The sequence below is a fragment of the Candidatus Poriferisodalis multihospitum genome (genome assembly GCF_028283155.1).
GTDB classification, from domain to species: Bacteria; Actinomycetota; Acidimicrobiia; order Acidimicrobiales; family Poriferisodalaceae; genus Poriferisodalis; species Poriferisodalis multihospitum.
In genome coordinates, this window is sequence record NZ_JAPYOK010000044.1 from 1 (window position 1) to 19,827 (window position 19,827).

At 67.7% G+C, this 19,827-nt stretch carries 17 protein-coding genes and 2 pseudogenes; 13 read left to right on the forward strand and 6 right to left on the reverse strand.

Annotated features, from left to right (window positions below):
- Window positions 1-861, forward strand: an 861-nt coding sequence (locus tag VI480_RS04150; RefSeq protein WP_323671554.1) for a hypothetical protein, incomplete at its 5' end; no start/stop codon positions are given.
- An 87-nt stretch (window positions 862-948) separates the two neighbouring features.
- On the opposite strand, the gene VI480_RS04155 is transcribed toward VI480_RS04150, so the two are convergent.
- Entirely contained in the window at window positions 949-2,694 is a 1,746-nt protein-coding gene (locus VI480_RS04155) for a molybdopterin-dependent oxidoreductase (protein ID WP_323671555.1), read from the reverse strand.
- Between the two features lie 267 nt (window positions 2,695-2,961).
- Here VI480_RS04155 and VI480_RS04160 point away from each other — a divergent pair, with 267 nt between their 5' ends.
- The 4 genes and pseudogenes from VI480_RS04160 to VI480_RS15565 form a co-directional block, all read left to right on the forward strand.
- Window positions 2,962-4,074, forward strand: a complete 1,113-nt coding sequence (locus VI480_RS04160) for an acyl-CoA dehydrogenase family protein (RefSeq protein WP_323671556.1) — start codon at window positions 2,962-2,964, stop codon at window positions 4,072-4,074.
- A gap of 76 nt (window positions 4,075-4,150) precedes the next feature.
- Window positions 4,151-4,597 (forward strand): hypothetical protein, encoded by a 447-nt coding sequence (locus VI480_RS04165; protein WP_323671557.1) that lies wholly within the window; start codon window positions 4,151-4,153, stop codon window positions 4,595-4,597.
- 28 nt (window positions 4,598-4,625) lie between these two features.
- Window positions 4,626-4,847, forward strand: coding sequence for a hypothetical protein (locus VI480_RS04170; protein ID WP_323671558.1), 222 nt, complete (start codon window positions 4,626-4,628; stop codon window positions 4,845-4,847).
- A gap of 161 nt (window positions 4,848-5,008) precedes the next feature.
- Window positions 5,009-5,332, forward strand: a pseudogene (locus VI480_RS15565) (alpha/beta hydrolase); the annotation flags it as partial.
- Between the two features lie 444 nt (window positions 5,333-5,776).
- On the opposite strand, the pseudogene VI480_RS15570 reads toward VI480_RS15565, so the two are convergent.
- Together VI480_RS15570 and aceE are read right to left on the reverse strand one after the other, a co-directional pair.
- A pseudogene (locus VI480_RS15570) lies at window positions 5,777-6,100 on the reverse strand (MaoC/PaaZ C-terminal domain-containing protein); the annotation flags it as partial.
- A 28-nt stretch (window positions 6,101-6,128) separates the two neighbouring features.
- A complete protein-coding gene (gene aceE, locus VI480_RS04180) occupies window positions 6,129-8,831 on the reverse strand; it encodes a pyruvate dehydrogenase (acetyl-transferring), homodimeric type (protein WP_323671560.1) in 2,703 nt (900 codons plus the stop codon).
- A gap of 21 nt (window positions 8,832-8,852) precedes the next feature.
- Here aceE and VI480_RS04185 point away from each other — a divergent pair, with 21 nt between their 5' ends.
- Window positions 8,853-9,917 (forward strand): ribonuclease H, encoded by a 1,065-nt coding sequence (locus tag VI480_RS04185; protein WP_323671561.1) that lies wholly within the window; start codon window positions 8,853-8,855, stop codon window positions 9,915-9,917.
- Here VI480_RS04185 and VI480_RS04190 read toward each other — a convergent pair.
- The 3 genes from VI480_RS04190 to VI480_RS04200 form a co-directional block, all read right to left on the reverse strand.
- A complete protein-coding gene (locus VI480_RS04190; protein ID WP_323671562.1) occupies window positions 9,914-10,348 on the reverse strand; it encodes an SRPBCC family protein in 435 nt (144 codons plus the stop codon). The two genes, VI480_RS04185 and VI480_RS04190, sit on opposite strands and share 4 nt — an antisense overlap.
- A 48-nt stretch (window positions 10,349-10,396) precedes the next feature.
- Window positions 10,397-10,621: a hypothetical protein gene (locus tag VI480_RS04195; RefSeq protein WP_323671563.1), complete on the reverse strand. Its 225-nt coding sequence runs from the start codon at window positions 10,619-10,621 to the stop codon at window positions 10,397-10,399.
- Between the two features lie 69 nt (window positions 10,622-10,690).
- A complete protein-coding gene (locus VI480_RS04200; protein WP_323671564.1) occupies window positions 10,691-11,011 on the reverse strand; it encodes a hypothetical protein in 321 nt (106 codons plus the stop codon).
- 226 nt (window positions 11,012-11,237) lie between these two features.
- On the opposite strand from VI480_RS04200, the gene lpdA reads away from it, so the two are divergent.
- The 7 genes from lpdA to VI480_RS04235 all read left to right on the forward strand — a co-directional run bounded on the left by lpdA (window position 11,238) and on the right by VI480_RS04235 (window position 19,642).
- Entirely contained in the window at window positions 11,238-12,701 is a 1,464-nt protein-coding gene (lpdA, locus tag VI480_RS04205) for a dihydrolipoyl dehydrogenase (RefSeq protein WP_323671565.1), read from the forward strand.
- A gap of 39 nt (window positions 12,702-12,740) precedes the next feature.
- Window positions 12,741-14,147: a dihydrolipoamide acetyltransferase family protein gene (locus tag VI480_RS04210; RefSeq protein ID WP_323671566.1), complete on the forward strand. Its 1,407-nt coding sequence runs from the start codon at window positions 12,741-12,743 to the stop codon at window positions 14,145-14,147.
- Window positions 14,148-14,149: 2 nt separating this feature from the next.
- The gene (gene lipA / locus VI480_RS04215; protein WP_323671567.1) at window positions 14,150-15,880 is read left to right on the forward strand and encodes a lipoyl synthase; all 1,731 of its coding nucleotides are present in this window, start codon (window positions 14,150-14,152) and stop codon (window positions 15,878-15,880) included.
- Window positions 15,881-15,941: 61 nt separating this feature from the next.
- On the forward strand, window positions 15,942-16,562 hold the full coding sequence (locus tag VI480_RS04220; RefSeq protein WP_323671568.1) for a hypothetical protein: 621 nt from the start codon (window positions 15,942-15,944) through the stop codon (window positions 16,560-16,562).
- A 243-nt stretch (window positions 16,563-16,805) separates the two neighbouring features.
- Window positions 16,806-18,302, forward strand: a complete 1,497-nt coding sequence (locus VI480_RS04225; protein WP_323671569.1) for an Eco57I restriction-modification methylase domain-containing protein — start codon at window positions 16,806-16,808, stop codon at window positions 18,300-18,302.
- On the forward strand, window positions 18,299-18,778 hold the full coding sequence (locus tag VI480_RS04230; protein ID WP_323671570.1) for a BsuBI/PstI family type II restriction endonuclease: 480 nt from the start codon (window positions 18,299-18,301) through the stop codon (window positions 18,776-18,778). The genes VI480_RS04225 and VI480_RS04230 overlap by 4 nt, the downstream gene beginning before the upstream one ends.
- 12 nt (window positions 18,779-18,790) lie before the next feature.
- Entirely contained in the window at window positions 18,791-19,642 is an 852-nt protein-coding gene (locus tag VI480_RS04235) for a hypothetical protein (RefSeq protein ID WP_323671571.1), read from the forward strand.
- Window positions 19,643-19,827 lie beyond the last annotated feature (185 nt).

A 19,827-nucleotide genomic window follows, 5' to 3' on the forward strand; every position in this document is an offset into this window, starting at 1 on the left:
ACCGACCACTACCATGACCAACCAGACACCACCGCCAGCACGCCGATGCTGCTTGAAACAACCGGCAAACTGTCGCGAAGAGTCAGAAACACCTCAGCCGCCGTCAACGCCGGCAGCGGCTACACCGTGTCGACCGCCCAGGCCGCTGCCGCGGTCGCAGTCACCGACGACGACGATCCGCCGGTGGTGGTTCCGGTCGTGAGCGTCACTGCGGGCAGCGGCGTCACCGAAGGCGGCACAGCCACCTTCACGCTGAGCGCCAGCCCCGCGCCCGCAGCCGGCATCGACGTCACCGTCACGATCACCGCCGCCGGCGACCACGGCGCCACCACCGGTTCGCGCACGGTCACCGTCCCCGCGTCGGGCAGCGTCACGGTCACCGTCGCCACCAGCGACGACACAACCGACGAAGCAGACGGCACCGTCACAGCCACCGTCGAAGCGGGCAGCGGCTACACCGTGTCGGCCACCCAGGGCGCGGCCACAGTCGCCGTGGCCGACGACGACGACCAGCCGCCGGTCGAACAAGACCAGCCCGACGGAGCCGACCAGGCGCCGCTGGTCGCCTGCGCCGCCCGCCCGACGCTGCTCATCAGCAGCCCCACCGCCAGCCGCAGCGACGCCACCGTCGACTTCGAGGTCAGCCTGAGCTGCATCCCCAGCCGCAAGCCGACGATCCTGCTGTCCCCGCTGCGCGACGGCAACCTCGGCCGGAACATCTTCGTGGACCTCTCAGCCGACCAGACCTCGACCACCGTCACCGTCGGCATCGGCGCCGAACACCAGCTCGGCCTCGTCCTCGCCTGGAACATCGGCCTCGCCAACCACCAAGCCCAAGGCGACGTCGCCTACACCGACTGACCCCACCGCCAGCGACAACTAACCGAACAGCCTCCAAGAGCGTCAGGAGACGAGTGAGCCCGCCGCGAAGGCGGCGGTGCCCTCTGCTCAGGCGGCGTCTACTCGCACGGCGACGCGGTGCCAGCCCTCGGCGCCGTCGGGACGGACGTCCTTGGGGCCTTCTGGCTGTGTCATGCCGGTACCGTCGATCGCCCTCACTTGCAGGGAGTGCGTGCCTGCCGTGGGCGTCCAAGGCAGATGCCACTGCACCCAGCTTTCGTCGCCCAGCGCCTCACCCAGCTCGCAGCGTTGCCACGGCCCGTCGTCGATGCGCACCTCGGCGCCGCTGATGCCTCGCGTCGGCGCCCAGGCGATGCCTGCGATGGCGGTCGTCACGCCCGCCACGGGTCGGTCGCCGCTTCCGGGCACGTCGATGCGGCTCTGTGTCTTCATCGGCCCGCGCTTGGACCATCCCCGGGGCACCCAATAGCCGTCGAACGCATCCCATGTGGTGAGGTGAATCTCCTCTATCCACTTCACGGCTGACACGTAGCCGTACAGCCCGGCCACGATCAGGCGGGCCGGGAAGCCGTGCCTGGTCGGCAGCGGTTCGCCGTTCATGCCGACGGCCAGCAATGCGTTGCGGCCGTCGTACAGCAGCGGGGTGGGAAAGCCGGCGGTCCAGTCGTCCACCGAGCGGCCGACCACTTGGTCGGCGCCTTCCTGCACGCCGGCTCGCTCCAGCAGGTCGACCAGCGGCACGCCGGTCCAGACGGCATTGCCGACCAAGTTGCCGCCGACTCGATTCGACACGCACGACAGCGTCACGACGTGCTCCTGGAGGTCCATTGCCAGGATCTCGTCGAAGGTCAGCTCGTAGGGGTTGTCGACCATGCCGGTGAAGCTGAGCTTCCAGTTGGCGGGGTCGACCTGGGGCACCGTCAGCGCAGTGTCGATCCGGTAGAACTCGCCGTTCGGCGTGACGTAGCTCGAGATGCCTGTGACCTCGTCGAGCGTGTCGAGCGCGGCGACTTGGGTGGCGACGGAGGGTCCGGCAGCCGTAGTGGCTGTGGGCTCCGCAGCGGCAGCCGCGCCCGCAGCAGCGGTGGTGGACGGGGGCCTTGCAGCACTCAGGTCGATGCCGGCCCGAGCGGTCTCTGCCGCTGAGGGACCGCGTACGCCCCGACCGAGCGCGACGAGCCCGACGGCGGCTACACCGGCGCCGCCGACCCCGAGCAGGAAAGCCCGCCGGCTGGCGTCGGGGGCAGCCTCGGCGGCTGCCGCGACAGCAGGTTCGTGCGGCGCTTGATCTTCCGGGGGTGCGGCGCTGCGGGCCGGGGCGACTCGCAGCAACAGCCTCAGCGTGATGTAGCCCAACGCAGCGGCGACGATGGCCACCATCCACGAGCCCACGAACGGGCTCATCGGGTTGCGCGCAGCGGTCCAGCCGCCGATCACGCCGAACGCAGCGAATCCGGCAAAGGGCACCCACCGGCGCCGTGGCGCCATGGCGCAAGCGCCCAGCAGGCCGCCGATGATCAGCGACACGCCGACGATGCCGATCGCCAGCACGGCCTTGTCCTTCTCGCCGAACAGCTCGATGCTCAGCTTCACTGCCCAGTCGGGCGAGTAGTCCACCAGCGCCTCGCCGACGGCCACCACGAGCGACGGGATCGTGTCCACCAGCCCGTCGATGAACTCGCCGAATGCCAGCGCGACGGCTGCACCTGCAATGCCGGCGATTAGCCCAGCTACCGAGCCGGGCCGGCGGATGAGCCTGCCGATGCCTCGGCCGCCCAAGGCGTCGGAAGGGGAGGGTGCATCTGCCGTGGCCTCGTGGGAACTGTCGCTCATGTCTGCCCGTTTCGATGGAGGGTCGGCTTGCTGGCCGAAAGAGGCCGGCTCAGCCTCCGGGTCGAGTTTGACGGGCACCGGTCGGGGGGTCGAACCGGTGTACCCCGCTAGGGGCGCCCGTCACGAAAGCTAACGCTCCAGGTGTGCCGGGGGTTCCACCGTTTCTGAGTCGATCCGGCCGCTGGGTGATAGAACTTCGGCTGTCCATCGCACCGGCAGGGCCGGTGCTCAGGCTGCACTGGCTGCATCAGCCCCGGAGGCGCGTCCGTGAACTTCGCATTCACTGAGGAGCAGGAAGAGCTCCGCAACTTCGTCCGCTCATTCCTCGAGGAGAAGTCCTCGGAGACCACCGTTCGGGAGCTGATGGAGACCGACGACGGCTACGACCCTGCCGTGTGGTCGCAGATGGCCGAGCAGCTCGGCCTGCAGGCGCTGATCATTCCCGAGGAATATGGCGGCCAGGGCGCCAGCTACGTGGAGCTCGGCATCGTGCTCGAAGAGATGGGCCGAAGCCTGCTGTGCTCGCCCTACTTCTCCACGGTGGTGCTGGCCGGCAACGCCATCTTGCACTCGGGCAATGAGAAGGCCAAAGAAGAACTGCTCGAAGGCATCGCTTCGGGCGAGATCATCGCCACCCTGGCCTTGGCCGAGGCCAGCGGCCGCTGGGACGCCGAGGGCGTCGAAGTGGAGGCCACTGACACCGGCGACTCGGCGACGATCTCGGGCGAGAAGATGTTCGTGACCGACGGTGGCACTGCGAACCTGTTCGTGGTGGCGGCGCGCTGCAACGGCGGGATCCACCTGTTCACCGTCGAGGGCGATGCCGCGGGGCTCAGCCGCGAGAACCTCGCCACCATGGACCAGACCCGCAAGCAGGCCCGCATCACTTTTGACAACACGCCGGCCAAGCACCTGTGCGACACCGACAACTTCGCCTACATCGACCAGGTGCTCGACCTGGCTGCGGTGGCGCTGGCCAGCGAGCAGGTCGGCGGTGCGCAGTTCGTGTTGGACATGGCCGTGCAGTACGCGAAGGACCGTGTGCAGTTCGGGCGCCCGATCGGCTCGTTCCAGGCCATCAAGCACAAGTGCGCCGACATGTTGCTCGAGGTCGAATCGGCCAAGTCGGCCGCCTACTACGCGGCCTGGTGCGCTGCGGAGATGAACGACGAGCTGCCGTCGGTGGCGTCGCTTGCCAAGGCCTACTGCTCCGAGGCGTATTTCCATTGCGCCGCGGAGAACATCCAGATCCACGGCGGCATCGGCTTCACGTGGGAGCACCCTGCGCACCTGTATTTCAAGCGCGCGAAGAGCTCAGAGCTGATCTTCGGTGATCCCGCCTACCACCGGGAGCAGCTGGCCCAGCGCATCGGCCTGTAGGCCGGAACGCGACAGACTGAGGCAACCCGACGCGGCAGGCGCGCCGCGCGGGCATGTGAGCCGCCGGGAGGCGCCGGTGATTGTCGCGGTCATCGTCATCTCATTGGTGATCGGCTTCGTTGTCGCCGCGGGCGTGGTCGGCACCCAGGCGCAGCGGCTGGGCCGCCAGCGACGCGAGCCCGTGTGGCGTCTTGCCGAGGCGGCGGAAATCGTCGCCGACCTCGTGCCGTTCGACATTGCTGCGGCACTGGAGCCCAGCGAGCTCGAAGCGCTGCTGCGGGCACACCTCAATCAGCTGCAGTTCGCGCCCCCAGCAACGCCAGACGGCGATGATCCTGACGCCGAAGGCGAGACAGGCACGACGGTCACCGAGGACCAGTCCTCCGCGGCCGATCTGTACCGCAGCGTCCGTCGAGACGGGCTCGAGGTGTCGCTGGAGCAGGTCAGCGCAGTCGCTGATGCGCATCTGGAGTACCTGCGCCTGATCGGCGCACTCGCCGTCGTGGACCCCGACGGAAGCTGAGCCCGCAGCAGGACGGCAGAATGTTCCCATGGACATCCCCAGGGAGCTCGCCGGCTGCCGATTCGTCGGCGACAAGCGCAACCAGATCGTCTACGACATGGAGCTGGCGACCGATGATCCGGCGGTCACCGAGCAGCTCGCCGCAGCCGTCGCTGACACCGTGGCGGCCCAGTCCTACGCCACTTTCGGCCCCGATGAGTTGCCAGAAGCACGCAACCGCGGCTACCGCCTGTCGCGGCTCTGCCGCTAGGACGTGACGGTGCACCCTGCTACAGCTGCGCAAGCGGCGCTCGGCCGACAGCGCGCAGCGACGTGAGCACCGACGTCACCGAGACCACCATCGAGGGCAGCCCGGGTCTCGCAGCGATCCTGGTGCGCCCGAAGCGATCTGTCCGCAGCGGGCCGGCAGTAGTGCTGTGCCACGGTTTCCCATCGATGCAGCGGCCCGGCGTGCCGAACCGCACCTACCAGCTCTTCGCCGAGCGCATCGCCGAGGCCCAAGGCTGGACGGTGCTTGCAGTGAGCATGCGCGGCTGCGGCGAGTCTGACGGCGATTTCTCCTTGCTCGGCTGGATCGACGACATCGGCCGCTCGGTCACCCGTGTGCTCGCCGAGGGTTGCCGGGGTGTATGGCTCGTGGGCTCGACAACCGGCGGATCTGTGGCGATCCTGGCGGCCGCGCGCGACGCCCGGATTCGCGGCGTGGCCGCAATGGCGCCCAGGGCGGATTTTGACGACTGGGCGAGCGACCCCAAGGCGTTCCTGCAGCACTGTCGCAACGTGGGTGTGATCCGAACTGAGGGCTTTCCGAAGTCGACGGGCGCTTGGAATCGTGAACTGAAGCAGAACCGGGCGATGGACGCAGTGGGACAGCTGGCGGACCGGCCGTTGCTGATCCTGCACGGCATCAACGACCGGCAGGTGCCCTACGAAGAGGCCCGACATCTGGCTTCGGGGCATCCCAGTGCAGAATTGCGCCTTATCGAGGGTGCCGACCACCGCATCCGTCACGATCCGCGAGCGGTGGCCATCCTGCTCGGCTGGCTGGAGCGCCAAGCAGCCGCCCAGTACGCCTACGAGTTCGTGGGCCATCTTGACGATGCCCCGGTCGGGCTTGGAGCGGCTCGGAAGCATCTCCAGTACTTCCACCACGAGGGTGAGCCGGTCGCCTGGATGCACCGGGGCCAGCCAGCGCAGCTCGTCGAGACCGGGCGAGCCCATGCTGGACGGCCCCAGCAGGTGCTCGCCCAGCAGCCTCATCATGATCGAGCCGGTGTGCCATCCCGAGGCGATCAGCCGGCCGTAGACGGTGTGACGTGCGGCTTCGGGATCGATGTGGAAAGGCTGCGGGTCGAACTTGCGGCCGAATTCGATGATCTCGGCCTCGTCGATCGTCGTCGAGCCGAACGTGAAGCGCTCACCGGCCTCGTAGTCGTCGAACCATCGCTGCGGGCACGGGATATCGCTGGGCACCGGGACAGTCTGGCGGCGCGGGCCGGACATCGCCGGACATGCCCGCTGCGCGCAGGGCTCAGTGCGCTGCCGCGGACCAGGGGTCGGCGCTGTCGGTGGCCAGGCCGTAGCGCTTGATGGCCTCCGCCGCCGCGCTCGAGTCGATCTCGCCCAGTTCGGCGAGGCGCCACAGCACGGCCACGGTGATGTGCTCGGCGGTGATCTCGAAGTGCTCCCGCAGCCGGCTGCGGGTGTCGCTGTGGCCGAAGCCGTCGGTACCGAGCGACGTGTAGTCGCGGCCGATCCAGCGCGACACCTGGTCGGGCACGGCCCGCATGAAGTCGGTCACGGCGATCACCGGCCCCATGCCGTCGGCCAGCTGCCGGGTCACGAAGGGCACCTGCTGGGGATCGTCGGGATGGAGCGTGTTCCACCGCTCGCACGACAGCGCCTCCTCGCGCAGCGCCTTGTACGACGTGGCGCTCCACAGGTCGACGCCCACGTCGTGTTCGGCCGCCAGCAGCTCTGCTGCTGCCCGCGCAGCCCCCTGCGCTGAGCCCGAGAACAGGATCGTGCCGGAGTGGGCGCGTCCGGGCGGTGACGGGGCGTAGCGGTACAGCCCCGCCAGCAGATCCTCCACAGCGAGATCGTCGGGCTCAGGCGGCTGGACGTAGTTCTCGTTGTAGATCGTGAGGTAGTAAAAGACATCCTCGCCCACGCCGTACATCCGCCGGATGCCGTCCTGCACGATGGCGGCCAGCTCGTAGGCGAACGCCGGGTCGTAGGCTTGGCACGGCGGCACCACCGAGGCCAGCAGCGGTGAATGGCCGTCCTGGTGCTGGAGGCCCTCGCCCATCAGGGTGGTGCGACCCGCCGTGGCCCCCATGAGGAAGCCGCGCCCCCGCATGTCGGCCAGCGCCCAGATCATGTCGCCGACCCGCTGGAAGCCGAACATCGAATAGAAGGTGTAGAAGGGCACCATCGCCACGCCGCGGGTGGCATACGACGTGGCCGCGGCGGTGAAACTGGCCAGCGCACCCGCCTCGGTGATGCCCTCTTCGAGGATCTGGCCGTCGATGTGCTCGGTGTAGGACAGCAGCAGGTCGTGATCCACCGGCTCGTACAGCTGTCCCTGGCTGGCGTAGATGCCCAGCTCGCGGAACAGCGAGTCCATGCCGAACGTACGGGCCTCGTCGGGAATGATCGGCACCACGCGGTCGCCGAAGCCCGGCTCACGCGTCATGGCCCGCAGCATCCGGGTGAACGCCATGGTGGTCGACACGGCCATCTCGCCCGATCCCGCCGAGAATTCCTCGAACGGCTTGGAGCTGGGCATCGGCAGCGCCTTGCGGCACCAGTTGCCGATGCGCTTGGGCAATGGGCCGTTGAGCGCCTTGCGGCGTGCCATGAGGTACTCGTGCTCGGCGCTGCCGGGCGCCGGCCGGCAATAGGGCGGGTCGTCGGGATCGAACTCGGCGTCGATCTCGTTGTGCAGCCGCAGTCGCTCGCGGATCGTCATGAGCTGCGTGCGGTTCAGCTTCTTGATCTGGTGGGTGGCGTTGCGGGCTTCGAGGTCGGGCCCCAGCGACCAGCCCTTGACCGTCTTGGTCAGGATGACCGTGGGGCTGCCCTCGTGCTCGACGGCCGCTTGGTATGCCGCATACAGCTTCTTGTAGTCGTGGCCGCCGCGGGGCAGCGTTTGGAGGTCTTCATCGGAGAGGTGCTGCACCATCTCGCGCAGCCGCGGATCGGGGCCGAAGAACCGCTCGCGGATGTACTGCCCGCTCTCCACCGAGTAGCGCTGGTACTCGCCGTCGATGGTCTCGTTCATCTTGTTGAGCAGCACGCCGTCGCGGTCGCGGGCGAGCAGCTCGTCCCAGCGACCGCCCCAGATCACCTTGATCACGTTCCAGCCCGAGCCGCGGAAGTTGGCCTCGAGCTCCTGGATGATCTTCCCGTTGCCCCGCACGGGACCGTCGAGCCGCTGCAGGTTGCAGTTCACCACGAAGATCAGGTTGTCGAGCCGCTCCCGGGCGGCGAGGTGCAGCGCGCCCAGCGTCTCGGGCTCATCGGTCTCGCCGTCGCCCACGAAGCACCACACCTTCGATTCCGAGGTGTTGTCGATGCGGCGGTTGTGGAGGTAGCGGTTGAAGCGAGCGTGATAGATGGCGGTGATCGGTCCGAGGCCCATCGACACCGTCGGGAACTCCCAGAACTCGGGCATGAGGCGGGGATGGGGGTACGACGACAGGCCGGTGCGGCCGATCTCGCGCCGGAAGTGCTCGAGGTCGGTGTCGTCGAGGCGGCCTTCGAGGTAGGCCCGGGCGTAGATGCCGGGCGCCGCATGACCCTGGATGTAGATGTGGTCGCCGGGCTCGCCGTCATCCTTGCCGTGCCAGAAGTGGTTGAAGCCCACGTCGTAGAGCGCCGCCGAGCTGGCGAAGGTGGACAGGTGGCCGCCGATTCCGTCGGCCCACGAGTTCGCATGAGTCACCATCGCGACGGCGTTCCAGCGGATGAAGGCCCGCAGGCGTTTCTCGATATCTTCGTCGCCGGGAAACCACGGCTCGTCCTCGGGGGCGATCGTGTTGATGTACGGGGTCGAGACGGTGGCGGGGAAGTCGACCTGCATCTCGCGGGCCTTGGACATGAGCCTGCGAATGAGAAACCGCGCGCGGTTCTTGCCCCGTTCCTCGACGACTGCCGCGAACGACTGCAACCAATCGTCGGTCTCATCGGGGTCGATATCGGGGATCTGCTCATGCAACCCGTCAAAGAGCATGGGTTCTAGTGTCGCACTTGGATGAGCCAGATATCGAACGCGGCAGCGCGAGAGGTCTTTACGGACGGGTCATGCCTGGGCAATCCAGGTCCGGGCGGTTGGGCCTACGTGGTCGACGGCGGACCGTGGGCCTGCGGCTTCGAGCCCGCCACCACGAACCAGCGCATGGAGGTCGTGGCTGCGGTGCAAGCCGTCGAGGACTTGGACGGGCCGCTGCGGATCGTCAGCGACTCCACCTACGTGGTGAAGTGCTTCACCGACGAATGGTGGAAGGGCTGGCACCGGCGCAACTGGCTGAACACTGCGAAGAAGCCGGTGGCCAACCGCGACTTGTGGGAGCCATTCATCGAGGCCGTGCTGGCGCGGGGCGATGTGACGTTCGAATGGGTGAAGGGTCATGCCGGCCAGCGGCTGAACTCTGCTGCTGACGCGCTGGCCGTGCATGCTGCGGGGGCAGGTGCCGGCCAGAGCGGCAATCGGTTCGACGATGACGTGCTCGATCGGCTGAGCGACCCGCGATCGGCACCGCAGCGCCCCGCCAAGGGTGCCGTCAGCACCGACGAGCCGACATCGGGGAACCGGGAGATCACCGGTCACGCTGTGGCCGTGCTGGGCCACCGGCCGCCGGAGCTCGGCGGCTACAACGAGAATCCGGTGTCGCGCAAGGTGCTCCGGCAGTTGAGCGACGTCATTGCGGCCAAGCGCCAGATGCATCCCGATCTCGTCGTGGCCACAGGCCTCGGGCTCGGTGCCGAGACCCTGGGTGCCGAGGCCGCGCTTGCGGCCGGTGTGCCGTATGTCGTAGTGCTGGCGTTCGAGGGCGTCGAGCGGCGGTGGCCGGGGCCGTCACGCCAGCGGTTCGCAGAGCTGCGCCAGCGCGCAGGGCAGGAATTCGTGCTCGCGAACCGCGTGCCGGTGGACACCGAGGCGTTCGGCAAGGCCATGCGTCGTCGGGACACCTGGTTCATGCACAACTGCGACGAAGCCGTGCTGGTACGTCGCACTGACGATCGCACCTTGGGTGATCTGTATCGGCGTCTTGAAGAAGCGCTGGATGATGTCTGGGTGATCGAGCCCGGCGACTAGTCGCCGTCGGCAGGAGCCTCGACGAGCGCAGCCAGCCGTTCGAGCGTCTTCTCCATGTTCGGCACGTTCTTGCGGTGGGCCCCGATGAGCTCGACACTGCGCGGCAGCTTCGCGGTCGACCAGTCGAAGGTCTCGCGCACCAGCGTGGCGCCGCCGGGCTGGGGCTCAAGCTGGTAGCTCCAGCGTTGGCCCTGCCAGTGCGCCCAGGTGATCAGGCGGTTCTCCTCGAACTCCAGCACACGATTCTTCACGGTGTAGGAGACGCCCACCTTGATACGCATCGAGAACGTGCTGCCCAGCGTGAGCGGTGCATTGCTGGTGGTCAGGCGAGCCAGTGTTCCCGAGCCGTCGATTTCGCAATGACGGCGGGGATCGGTCAGCACGGCGAAGATCTTCTCCGCGGGGGCGGCGATGAGCCGCTCGACACTCACGCTCCGCTGGGTCGGCTTGGCCATGCTGTCCTTTGGGCGGGATCGGCCTCAGGCGGGCGTGAGGGCGTCTTGCACGATGTCGGGCGGGGGAGTGCCGCCGCCGCGCTCGATGCTGCCGTCGGCTCGCACCAGCACCCACCTCGGCTGGTAGCTCACGCCGAGCTGACCCCACAGCTCGCCGTCTTCGTTGGCGACCTGCGGGACGTCGCCCAGCTGGTGCTTGGCCACGAAGCGCCGGTACGAATCCTGGGAGTCGCCGCCGGGCACACCCACCAGGACCAAGCTGTCGCCGTGCTCCGCCTTCAGCGCTGCGACCGCAGGCGCTTCACGATTGCACGCCGGTCACCAAGGCGCCCAGAACCACAGGAGGACGTCGTTCCCGGCTGTCGCAGCCAGATCGAATTGCTGCCCGTCGAGCAGCGCACCTTCCAGCAGCAGGATCTCGGCTCGGTTCTCCTGTGCGACAGCGGCGGTGGCAGCCGGCTCGGCAGCCGCAGCGGTGTCAGCGCCGCCGGCCGTGGTCGCGGGCGCCTCGGCAGCAGATGTCGTGGCCGCGGTGTCGCGGGACACGCTGACTTCGACGCTCCCACAGCCGGCCAGAACGCCGATGCCTGCCAGCCCGGCCAGCAGCACGATGACCGCCCGGGATCGCGAATGCGTCACCTTGCCGAGCCTATCCCTGGGCCTGGGATGGGAGAGCGCGGGTTACATTCGGCCCGGTGAGCACCCGGGCGCTGATTGCTTTGGCTCTCGTCACCGGGATGGTCATCCTGATGGCGTTCGCGGTCCAGGTGCTCATCGCGCTGTAGCGCTGTCTGGCCCGGCCGCAGCGCATGCTGCGCGGCCCCGGTGCGAACCGGTCGAAAACTCGGCGTACCCTCGTCGCGCGATGGCAGATGACACGAATACCGGCGAGACAGGCAGTCCGGTTCGGTACGACCTTGTGGTGATCGGCGGGGGCCCCGCGGGCTACGGGGCAGCCTTGTATGCCGGCGCCGCAGGCATGAGCGTCGCCCTCGTGGAGCGCGATCGGCTCGGCGGGACGTGCCTGCATCGAGGCTGCATTCCCGCCAAGGAACTGCTCGAGACCGCCGCCGTATGGCGTACCGTCGGCGAGGCCGCCGAATTCGGCGTGAACGTCGAGCCGCCGGAGCTGGACTTCGGCGTCTCGCAGGGCCGCAAACAGCGCATTGTCGACGGTCTCGAGAACGGGGTGAAAGGGCTGCTGCGCCGCCGCAAGGTCACCACCTACGAAGGCACGGGACGGCTGTGTGCCGATCGTTCCGTCGAGGTCGAAGCAGGCGAGTCCGGCACCCAGACGTTGCAGGGAGATCACGTCCTGCTCGCAGCAGGATCAGTGCCGATCACGCTGCCCGGCTTCGATCGCGACGGCACGCTGGTGATGACCTCCGACGAGGTGCTCGCACTCGACGAGGTGCCGAGCCGAGTCGCTGTGATCGGCGGGGGGGCCATCGGCTGCGAGTTCGCTTCGATGCTCGCCGACCTTGGCGCCGAGGTCACCGTGCTCGAGTACGCGCCGCAGATCATCCCCGGTGTCGACGCCGACATTGCCAAGGCCCTCGCTCGGGCGTTCTCCAAGCGGGGAATCACAGTGCTCACTGGCTGCCGGGTCACCGGGCACAAGCCGGGCGGTGGCGGCACGACCGTGCAGTACGAGATCGCTCCCCGGTCTGGCGATGGCGACATGGTGGACGCGTCCCTCGAGGTCGACGCCGTGGTGGTGTCGGTGGGACGCCGGCCGTACCCGGATCATCTCGGCCTCGACGGCACCGGGGTCAAGCTCGACGAGCGGGGCTTCGTCGTGGCCGACGAGATGTGCCGCACCACCATGGCCGGCGTCTATGCCATCGGCGATCTCATCAATACGCCGCAGCTCGCCCATGTCGGGTTCGCGGAGGCAATCGTGGCCACCAAGGACATGCTCGGCGAGCACCCGGCGCCTGTCGACTACGCAAACGTTCCTTGGGCGATCTACTGCCATCCCGAGGTGGCGTTTGCGGGGCTCACCGAGTCGGCGGCTCGCGACGCCGGCTACGACGTAGTGGCGTCGAAGCACCGCTTCACCGGCAACTCGCGGGCGATGATCGTCAACGACACCGAAGGACTCGTCAAGATCGTGGCCGAACGCGAAGCCGACGGCACCGCCGGGCGCGTGCTCGGCGTTCACATGATGGGACCGTGGGTCACCGAGCAGCTCGGTCAGGGCTACCTGGCGGTGAACTGGGAGGCCACGGTCGCCGAGGTGGCGGCGCTCGTGCAGCCCCACCCGACACTGTCAGAACTCTTCGGCGAGACGATGCTCTCGCTCACCGGGCGAGGTCTGCACGGATGAGCCCGGCAGCAGCCGCCGTGCGCCGTTCAGGGGCGCGACATGGCTGACTTGGTGCTGCCCCAGCTCGGCGAAACGGTCACCGAAGGCACCATTACCCGCTGGTTCAAAAACCCGGGCGATTCGATCGCGGTGGGCGAGGTGCTCTACGAGGTGTCGACCGACAAGGTCGACAGCGAAGTGCCCTCGCCGATGGAAGGCGTCATTGCCGAGATTCGCGTCCCCGAGGGCGAGACGGTGGACGTCGGGACGGTGCTGGCGATCGTGGAGCTAGCCGAAGGCGCTGTCGCGCCGCCGCCCGATGCGGCAATCCCCGTGCCCAGCGGCACGCCGTCAGAACTGGCTGCGGCTCCCGCGACCGCGCCGGCAGCGGCCGATCCGCCAGCGGCTCCCGCCGTTGCACCGGTTGCTGCGCCCGCCGCTGCTGCACCGGCCAACGGTGCGGCGAACGGGCCCACAACCGAGCATGGCAGTCATCTGCTCTCGCCCGTTGTCCGACGCTTGGTGCGAGAGCACGGTCTCGACCCCGCGGCCCTCGTGGGCACGGGCGTGGGCGGTCGCATCACACGCTCCGACGTGCTGAACGCCATCGACGAGCGGCAACGCGCCGCAGCTGTGAGCGCGGGCCCCACGACGGCGACGGCGAGACCGGCCGCCGGCGAACGCTCTGCGGCGCCCACCCCGCCGCCGGTACCGGCACCAGTCGCTGCCGCTGCCGCTGCTGAATGGACCGACGGCGACTCGCGCTACGAATCGTTCAACAACATCCGGCGCCGCACGGGCGAGCACATGGTCAACTCCATGGCCACGTCGCCGCATGCCCTCACTGTCGTCGAGGTCGACTACGAGAACGTGGAGCAGGTGCGCCGGGCTCACCGAGAGGCGTGGCGGGCTGCGGAGGGATTCAGCCTCACCTACCTGCCGTTCATCGTGGTCGCCGTGGCAGATGCCCTGGCTCACTGGCCACGGCTCAACGCCTCGGTGGAAGACGGCGGCCTGCGCATCTGGCGCCGTCGCAACGTGGGCGTCGCGGTCGACCTCGACTACGACGGGCTGATCGTGCCGGTGCTGCGCGATGCCGACTCGTTCAGCTTGCGCGGCGTTGCCCGCACGATGAACGAGCTCGCGGCGCGCGCACGGGAGCGGCGCCTGACACCCGACGACATCAGCGGCGGCACGTTCACCATCTCCAACAACGGATCATTCGGCACCTACACCACTGCCGCCATCATCAACCAACCCCAGGTTGCTGTGCTCTCGACCGACGGCGTCGCCCGGCGCCCAGTCGTGGTCACCGATCGTTTCGGCAACGAGAGCATCGCCGTGCATTCGGTGGGCCACCTTGCGATGGGCTGGGATCACCGTGCGTTCGACGGCAGCTATGCCGCAGGCTTCCTAGGCCACATCCGCCAGATGCTCGAACAGCACGACTGGGGAGCGGAGTTCTAACTGTGCACTCCGTGCTGCAGGTGCGCTGGCTCGGAAGGGTCGGCTTCCGCGAAGCGCTCGACTTGCAGCGGCGCCTGTGGGCGCACAGCGCGGACAACTACCTGCTTCTGCTTGAACACCACCACGTCTTCACTGCGGGTCCGAGCGCAGACGAGGCCAACCTGCTCGTCGATCCCGGCGAGGTCGGCGCCGACTGCGTCCGCATCGACCGCGGCGGCGACTTCACCTACCACGGTCCCGGCCAACTCGTCGGCTACCCGATCCTGACGCTGCCCGGTCGCCGCGGCGGCGGACTCGCCGAGACAGCGGCGTACGTGTGCGACCTGGAACAGGTGCTCATCGACGCGCTGTCCGACCTGGGACTGGGCGGCTGCGGCCGGTTGCGCGGCTATCCCGGCGTTTGGACGGACCTCGACGACACCCCCCGCAAGCTCGCCGCCATCGGCGTGCGCCTCAGCCGCGGCCGCACGATGCACGGCTTCGCGCTCAACGTCGAGACGGATCTGTCGTGGTTCGAACGGATCATCCCGTGCGGCATCCGCGACTTCCGGCCGACGTCGCTGCGCGCCGAGGGCTGCGCAGCGACCATGCGCGAGGTGGCCGATGCCGTGGTGCGGCGCGCGGCGCAGCGATGGAGCGACACCGGCTGCGAGCGTGCCGACGTGGCGTGGCGGCAACGGCCGTCCGACCTCAGCGCGTTCAGCTGGGGCAGTGGATCGGGGCACCGGTCTGAGTCCCTGTCGCCTGATGCGCGCCGTCGTCCGGCACCGGCGCATCCGGATGCGGCAACGTCTGACGCGTCGGGACGAGTGGAGGTAGCGCTGCCGCGTAGTCGTGCCCGTCTTGCGCAAGCGGGTGTGGGCGGCGGGATGACGCTCAGCGAGCGAAAGCCGCCATGGCTGCGTGCCCGCATGGACCTCAACGACGGCTACCTCCGGCTGCGCCGCGTCATGCGACAGCACGACCTCGTCACGGTCTGCGAAGAGGCGGGTTGCCCGAACATCTTCGAATGCTGGGGTTCGGGCACTGCCACATTCATGCTCAACGGCGAACGGTGTACGCGTGCATGCGGCTTCTGCCTCGTCGACACTCGCCAGCCGGCGCCGCTCGACCCTGGCGAGCCCTGCCGGGTGGCCGATGCGGTGGCCGAGATGGAGCTCGATCATGCGGTTGTCACCGCCGTGGCCCGCGACGATCTTCCCGACGGCGGGGCCGCCGCGTTCGCCGAGACCATTGCTGCCATCCGAGCTCGGTCGCCGGGCACGACCGTCGAGGTGCTGGTGCCTGATTTTGGCGGCGATGCCTCCTCGCTGCAGACCGTCCTCGATGCGGGTCCGGACATCCTGAACCACAACATCGAGACCGTCGCTCGGCTGCAGCGGGCCGTGCGCCCGTCTGCGGGCTACGCCCGCAGCCTCGTCCTGCTGGCACGCAGCGCTGCGGCGGGGCACGTCACCAAGTCGGGCATCATCGTCGGCATGGGCGAGGATGACGCGGAGGTCGACCTCGCGCTGGCCGACCTGGCGGCCGTAGGCGTGAGCATCGTCACGATCGGCCAGTACCTGCGACCGACAAGCCATCACATTCCGGTAGCCCGCTGGGTGCCGCCCGAGTCCTTTGAACGTTGGCGGGAGGTGGGCGCGGGGCTCGACATCGACCATGTCGAGTCGAGTCCGCTCACCCGTTCGAGCTACCACGCCGCCGAGTCCGCCGCAGCTGTACCGCCTGCTTGACCAGATAGTGCGATCTGCCAGTCACAGACGTGCACGACGGCCGCAATGGTCAGGGCGGCGCGTGCTGTGGGTATCGGCTCTGGTCATTGCCGGGGCGGTCGCTGTTGGCAACGCATGCACAGCGCTGCTGCGGGAAGCCGCCGAGGGGCCGCCGGACCGTTTCGTGCGAGTCGAGTACAGGCCCGACGCCTGGGTCGATGTCCGCCATTCGCCCAGGCAGGTGCTGCTCGACATCGGCAGGCGATGCATCACCGGCACCGGCCGCGATGGCACCGAGTACTTGCTGCTGTTTGAGAACGGCCGCGATCTCGTCGATGCCAACGGTTCGTTCGCGATCACCGGCGTCTACCGGCCGGACCCGACACTGCTGCGACCGGCCACAACCTCGGCCGAAGAGCGACCCCTCTCGTCAGTCTTGAGTCCTGTTGAGGACTCGGATCGGCTGTGGGTCGACCCTCACGGCTCGACGGTTCGACGCGACCCCGGCGGATTCTGGATCGGCCCTCACGGGGAGGAATCGAGTATCGACGGCTTCGCCAGCGAAGGCCCCGCCGAGAGCGGCGATGTCATCCTTACCTCGGTGCGGGCCGTGGGCCACCCCGGACTGCGATGGCTGACCACCCCACACCCCGAATGCCAGCAATACCCCCACGCATGGATACCGGACGGCCTCCCGACGTAGTCGCGGCCAAATGGCGTGGAACTCTCGATAACGGTGTTCCCGTCGGCCACTTGGCTCGTGCGGCCGTGCCGCTTGCGCTGCGGATACGGCCCGTCGAGGCATAGCGCCCCATCGGCCAAGGCGCGGGACATGCTCCGCGGCGCAATCCGGGGCCTTACCTATGCTGCCGGGAGGTCTTGTGCTGGAAGGGCCCGGTGAGGCGGCGTGGCGGTAGTTGTCAATGAACTAGTTGCAGCAGGACCATTGGCCCGCGCTGAGCAGCGCCGGATCGCTCACGCCGAAGTGTCGGCTGATGAGGGCCGAGCGGAGCTTGGGCAGTACTTCACACCTGCTCCGATCACGCGACTTCTGGCTGACATGTTCGAACCCCCGGAAGGACAGGTTCGCGTTCTCGATCCCGGTGCCGGCGTCGGCGCCCTCTCGGCAGCGCTTGTCGAACGAGCAGCCAACGAGGGATGGCAGTGCTCTTTGGACGTGACGGCCGTGGAAATCGACGATCGGCTACTGGGAAGTCTCGGATCGACACTCGATGACTGTCGTGATGTGAGGCAGGCGGTCGAGAGCCATGTCGAACACGCTGACTTCTTGGCATGGGGCGCTAGCCGTGCAGCGCCGGAGATGTTCCAGCAGGATCGCCAGTCATTTGATCTCGTCATGATGAATCCGCTGTACGGCAAGATGCGCACAGCATCTGCGACTAACGAACGACTTCGGCGTCTCGGTATTCGCACGAGCAATCTGTATTCGGCATTCGTTTGGCTCGCCAGCCGCTTGCTCGCCCCTGATGGTCAGCTGGTCGCGATAACTCCGAGGAGTTTCTGCAACGGCTCGTATTTCAGAGCTTTCCGGCAGGCCCTGTTGGATGACTGTGCGCTGCGGGACATCCACGTCTTCGAATCCCGAGACACCGCATTTCGCGACGGCGCTGTGCTTCAAGAGAACATCATCTTCCGGATCGTTCGTTCGGCTCAGCGGCCACCGGTGCAGATCGCCGTCAGCTCGGGTTCGGGCCTCGACGAACCCCGTCGGCACGAAGTCGGCGCCGATTCAGTCGTTCACCCGAAGGATCCACGTCTCTTCATTCGCATTCCCGAAGACCGCACGAGCGTCGAGCTAGCGGAGCACTTAGGGCGCCTCCCCCAGACGCTGGCGGGACTAGGTGTCACGGCTTCGACAGGTCGGGTGGTGGACTTTCGATTGCGAGAGCACCTGCGCGAGGAGTGCGACGACGGAGCGATTCCGCTGATCTACCCCGGGCACCTGAAGCGAGGCAGAATCGACTGGCCAGGCAAGTCCAACTCCAAGCCGTGCGCGATTGCCGAGTCGTCGGCGACTGAAGGCATGTTCCTGCCGGCGGGCGACTACGTGCTGGTCAAGCGCTTCTCGTCGAAAGAGGAACGTCGTCGCGTCGTGGCCGCTGTGCTGGAAGCCGGGGATCTGCCAAGCAATGTCGTGGCCATGGAGAATCACGTCAACGTGCTCCACGTCTCAAACCGAGGCATGGAACTCGATCTCGCATGGGGACTGGCGGCCTATCTCAACTCGACAGTCGTCGATCAGTTCTTCCGGCAGTTCAACGGGCATACCCAAGTGAATGCTGCCGACCTGGAGTCGCTTCGGTACCCCGATGTCGACTCCCTGCGCTCCTTGGGGGCTGAGGCACGGTCAACCGAATTCAACCAAGCAGCCACGGACTCGCTGGTGGAAGGTCACGTTCCGGCTCTCGAAGGCGTTCGGTGAGCTACCAGATCACCCAGCGCATCTCCGAGGCGCAAGGGATTCTCACCGAACTCGGGTTCCCTCCTGAGCAATGCAACGAGCGTTCCGCACGTGCCTTTGGCGCCGTTTGGTACATCGGTGATGCTGATGAGAAGTTCGCTGTGTACGACGACGAGTCGTTTACGAGCGCTGGGATCAGCATTCCCCACCACGGCAAGATGCCTGATGTCATCGTCAAGCACGCGGACGAGTCATGGCTCGTGGTCGTCGAGGCCGTGACATCTCACGGGCCTATCGACCCGAAGCGGCGAGCCGAGCTCGAGCAGTTGTTGCGGTCGGCACGTCTCGGACTGGTTTACGTGACTGCGTTTGAGGATCGGGCCACCTTCCGCCAGTACATCGCCGACATTGCATGGGAAACGGAAGTGTGGATCGCGGAATCGCCTGATCATCTCATCCACTTCGACGGATCCAAGTTCTTGGGTCCCTATAGCTGAGGTTGGCCCCCAATGGGTGAGGGTGCATCGGTCGCCGCCGCCACGGTGCTCTGCCAGTGGGCCTCGGGGGGTTTGGCCTATCTCTGGGTGACCACACGGCGGCGCGAGGTGGGGCTCGGCTACGGCTGGCTGCTGCGGTCGTTGTACGGGGCCATCGCTGGCATCGCAGCCATCACGGGATTCGTTTTCCATCCGAACGCGGTCCGGGATGTGGCCTGCATTGCGATGTCGGCGTGCGCGTTCGCGACGCTGGCGCGCTCGGCTCGGCCCGACTCGCCTGCTGCAGGCTCCGCCGAGTCACATCCGGGCGACGGCAGCCACGCAGTTGAGCCCGCCCAGCCCCGGCCGCGCCGAACGATCGAGGGATTCGACCAACGTTGGGACCTGGCGGCGCCGTTGGCTGGCGTTGTGGGCGTTGTCGTCGCGGGGCTCGGCGCGAGCGGGGATGTCAACCCGGTCCTGCACCTCGCTCGCGTCATCGCCGGTGCCGCGTTCCTCGGCGTGGTTAGCGATTCGATGCTGCTCGGGCATTGGTACCTGGTGCAGCCGGGGCTGCGCCGTGAGCCGCTGCGCGAGCTCGTGCGGCATCTCGGCGCGGTCTGGCCGTTCGAGGTGGGCCTGCTGCTGCTGCCCATTGGCATGGTGTCGGTGCTCAACGGGAGCATCGACGATGGCTATGGCGGGCTACTGGGCTGGTTCTGGGTTGCTTGTGCCATAACCACGGCGGCGCTCGCCGCTGTGGCGATGGCCGCACTGCGAGAGCGCCAGTACGCAGCCGTGATGGCCGCCACTGGCCTTCTCTACTTGGCGATCCTCACGGGCTTCGGCACCGACCTCGTGGCGCGCCTCACCCTCGCCGGCTAGCTGCTGTAGGTAGGGGGTTGTTGACGCGGTCGGCGGCGGTGCTGTGGGGCACTGTCGGGTCGTGTACGTCCGCAGAGACAGCGCATTTGAGGTGTTTCTGACTCTTCGCGACAGTTTGCCGGTTGTTTCAAGCAGCATCGGCGTGCTGGCGGTGGTGTCTGGTTGGTCATGGTAGTGGTCGGTGT

Bases quoted from the DNA above. Each gene is read 5' to 3' on its own strand.
- VI480_RS04155 (WP_323671555.1), bottom strand. From the start codon at position 2,694: ATGAGCGACAGTTCCCACGAGGCCACGGCAGATGCACCCTCCCCTTCC.
- VI480_RS04170 (WP_323671558.1), top strand. From the start codon at position 4,626: ATGGACATCCCCAGGGAGCTCGCCGGCTGCCGATTCGTCGGCGACAAG.
- aceE (WP_323671560.1), bottom strand. From the start codon at position 8,831: ATGCTCTTTGACGGGTTGCATGAGCAGATCCCCGATATCGACCCCGAT.
- VI480_RS04185 (WP_323671561.1), top strand. From the start codon at position 8,853: ATGAGCCAGATATCGAACGCGGCAGCGCGAGAGGTCTTTACGGACGGG.
- lpdA (WP_323671565.1), top strand. From the start codon at position 11,238: ATGGCAGATGACACGAATACCGGCGAGACAGGCAGTCCGGTTCGGTAC.
- VI480_RS04210 (WP_323671566.1), top strand. From the start codon at position 12,741: ATGGCTGACTTGGTGCTGCCCCAGCTCGGCGAAACGGTCACCGAAGGC.
- VI480_RS04235 (WP_323671571.1), top strand. From the start codon at position 18,791: ATGGGTGAGGGTGCATCGGTCGCCGCCGCCACGGTGCTCTGCCAGTGG.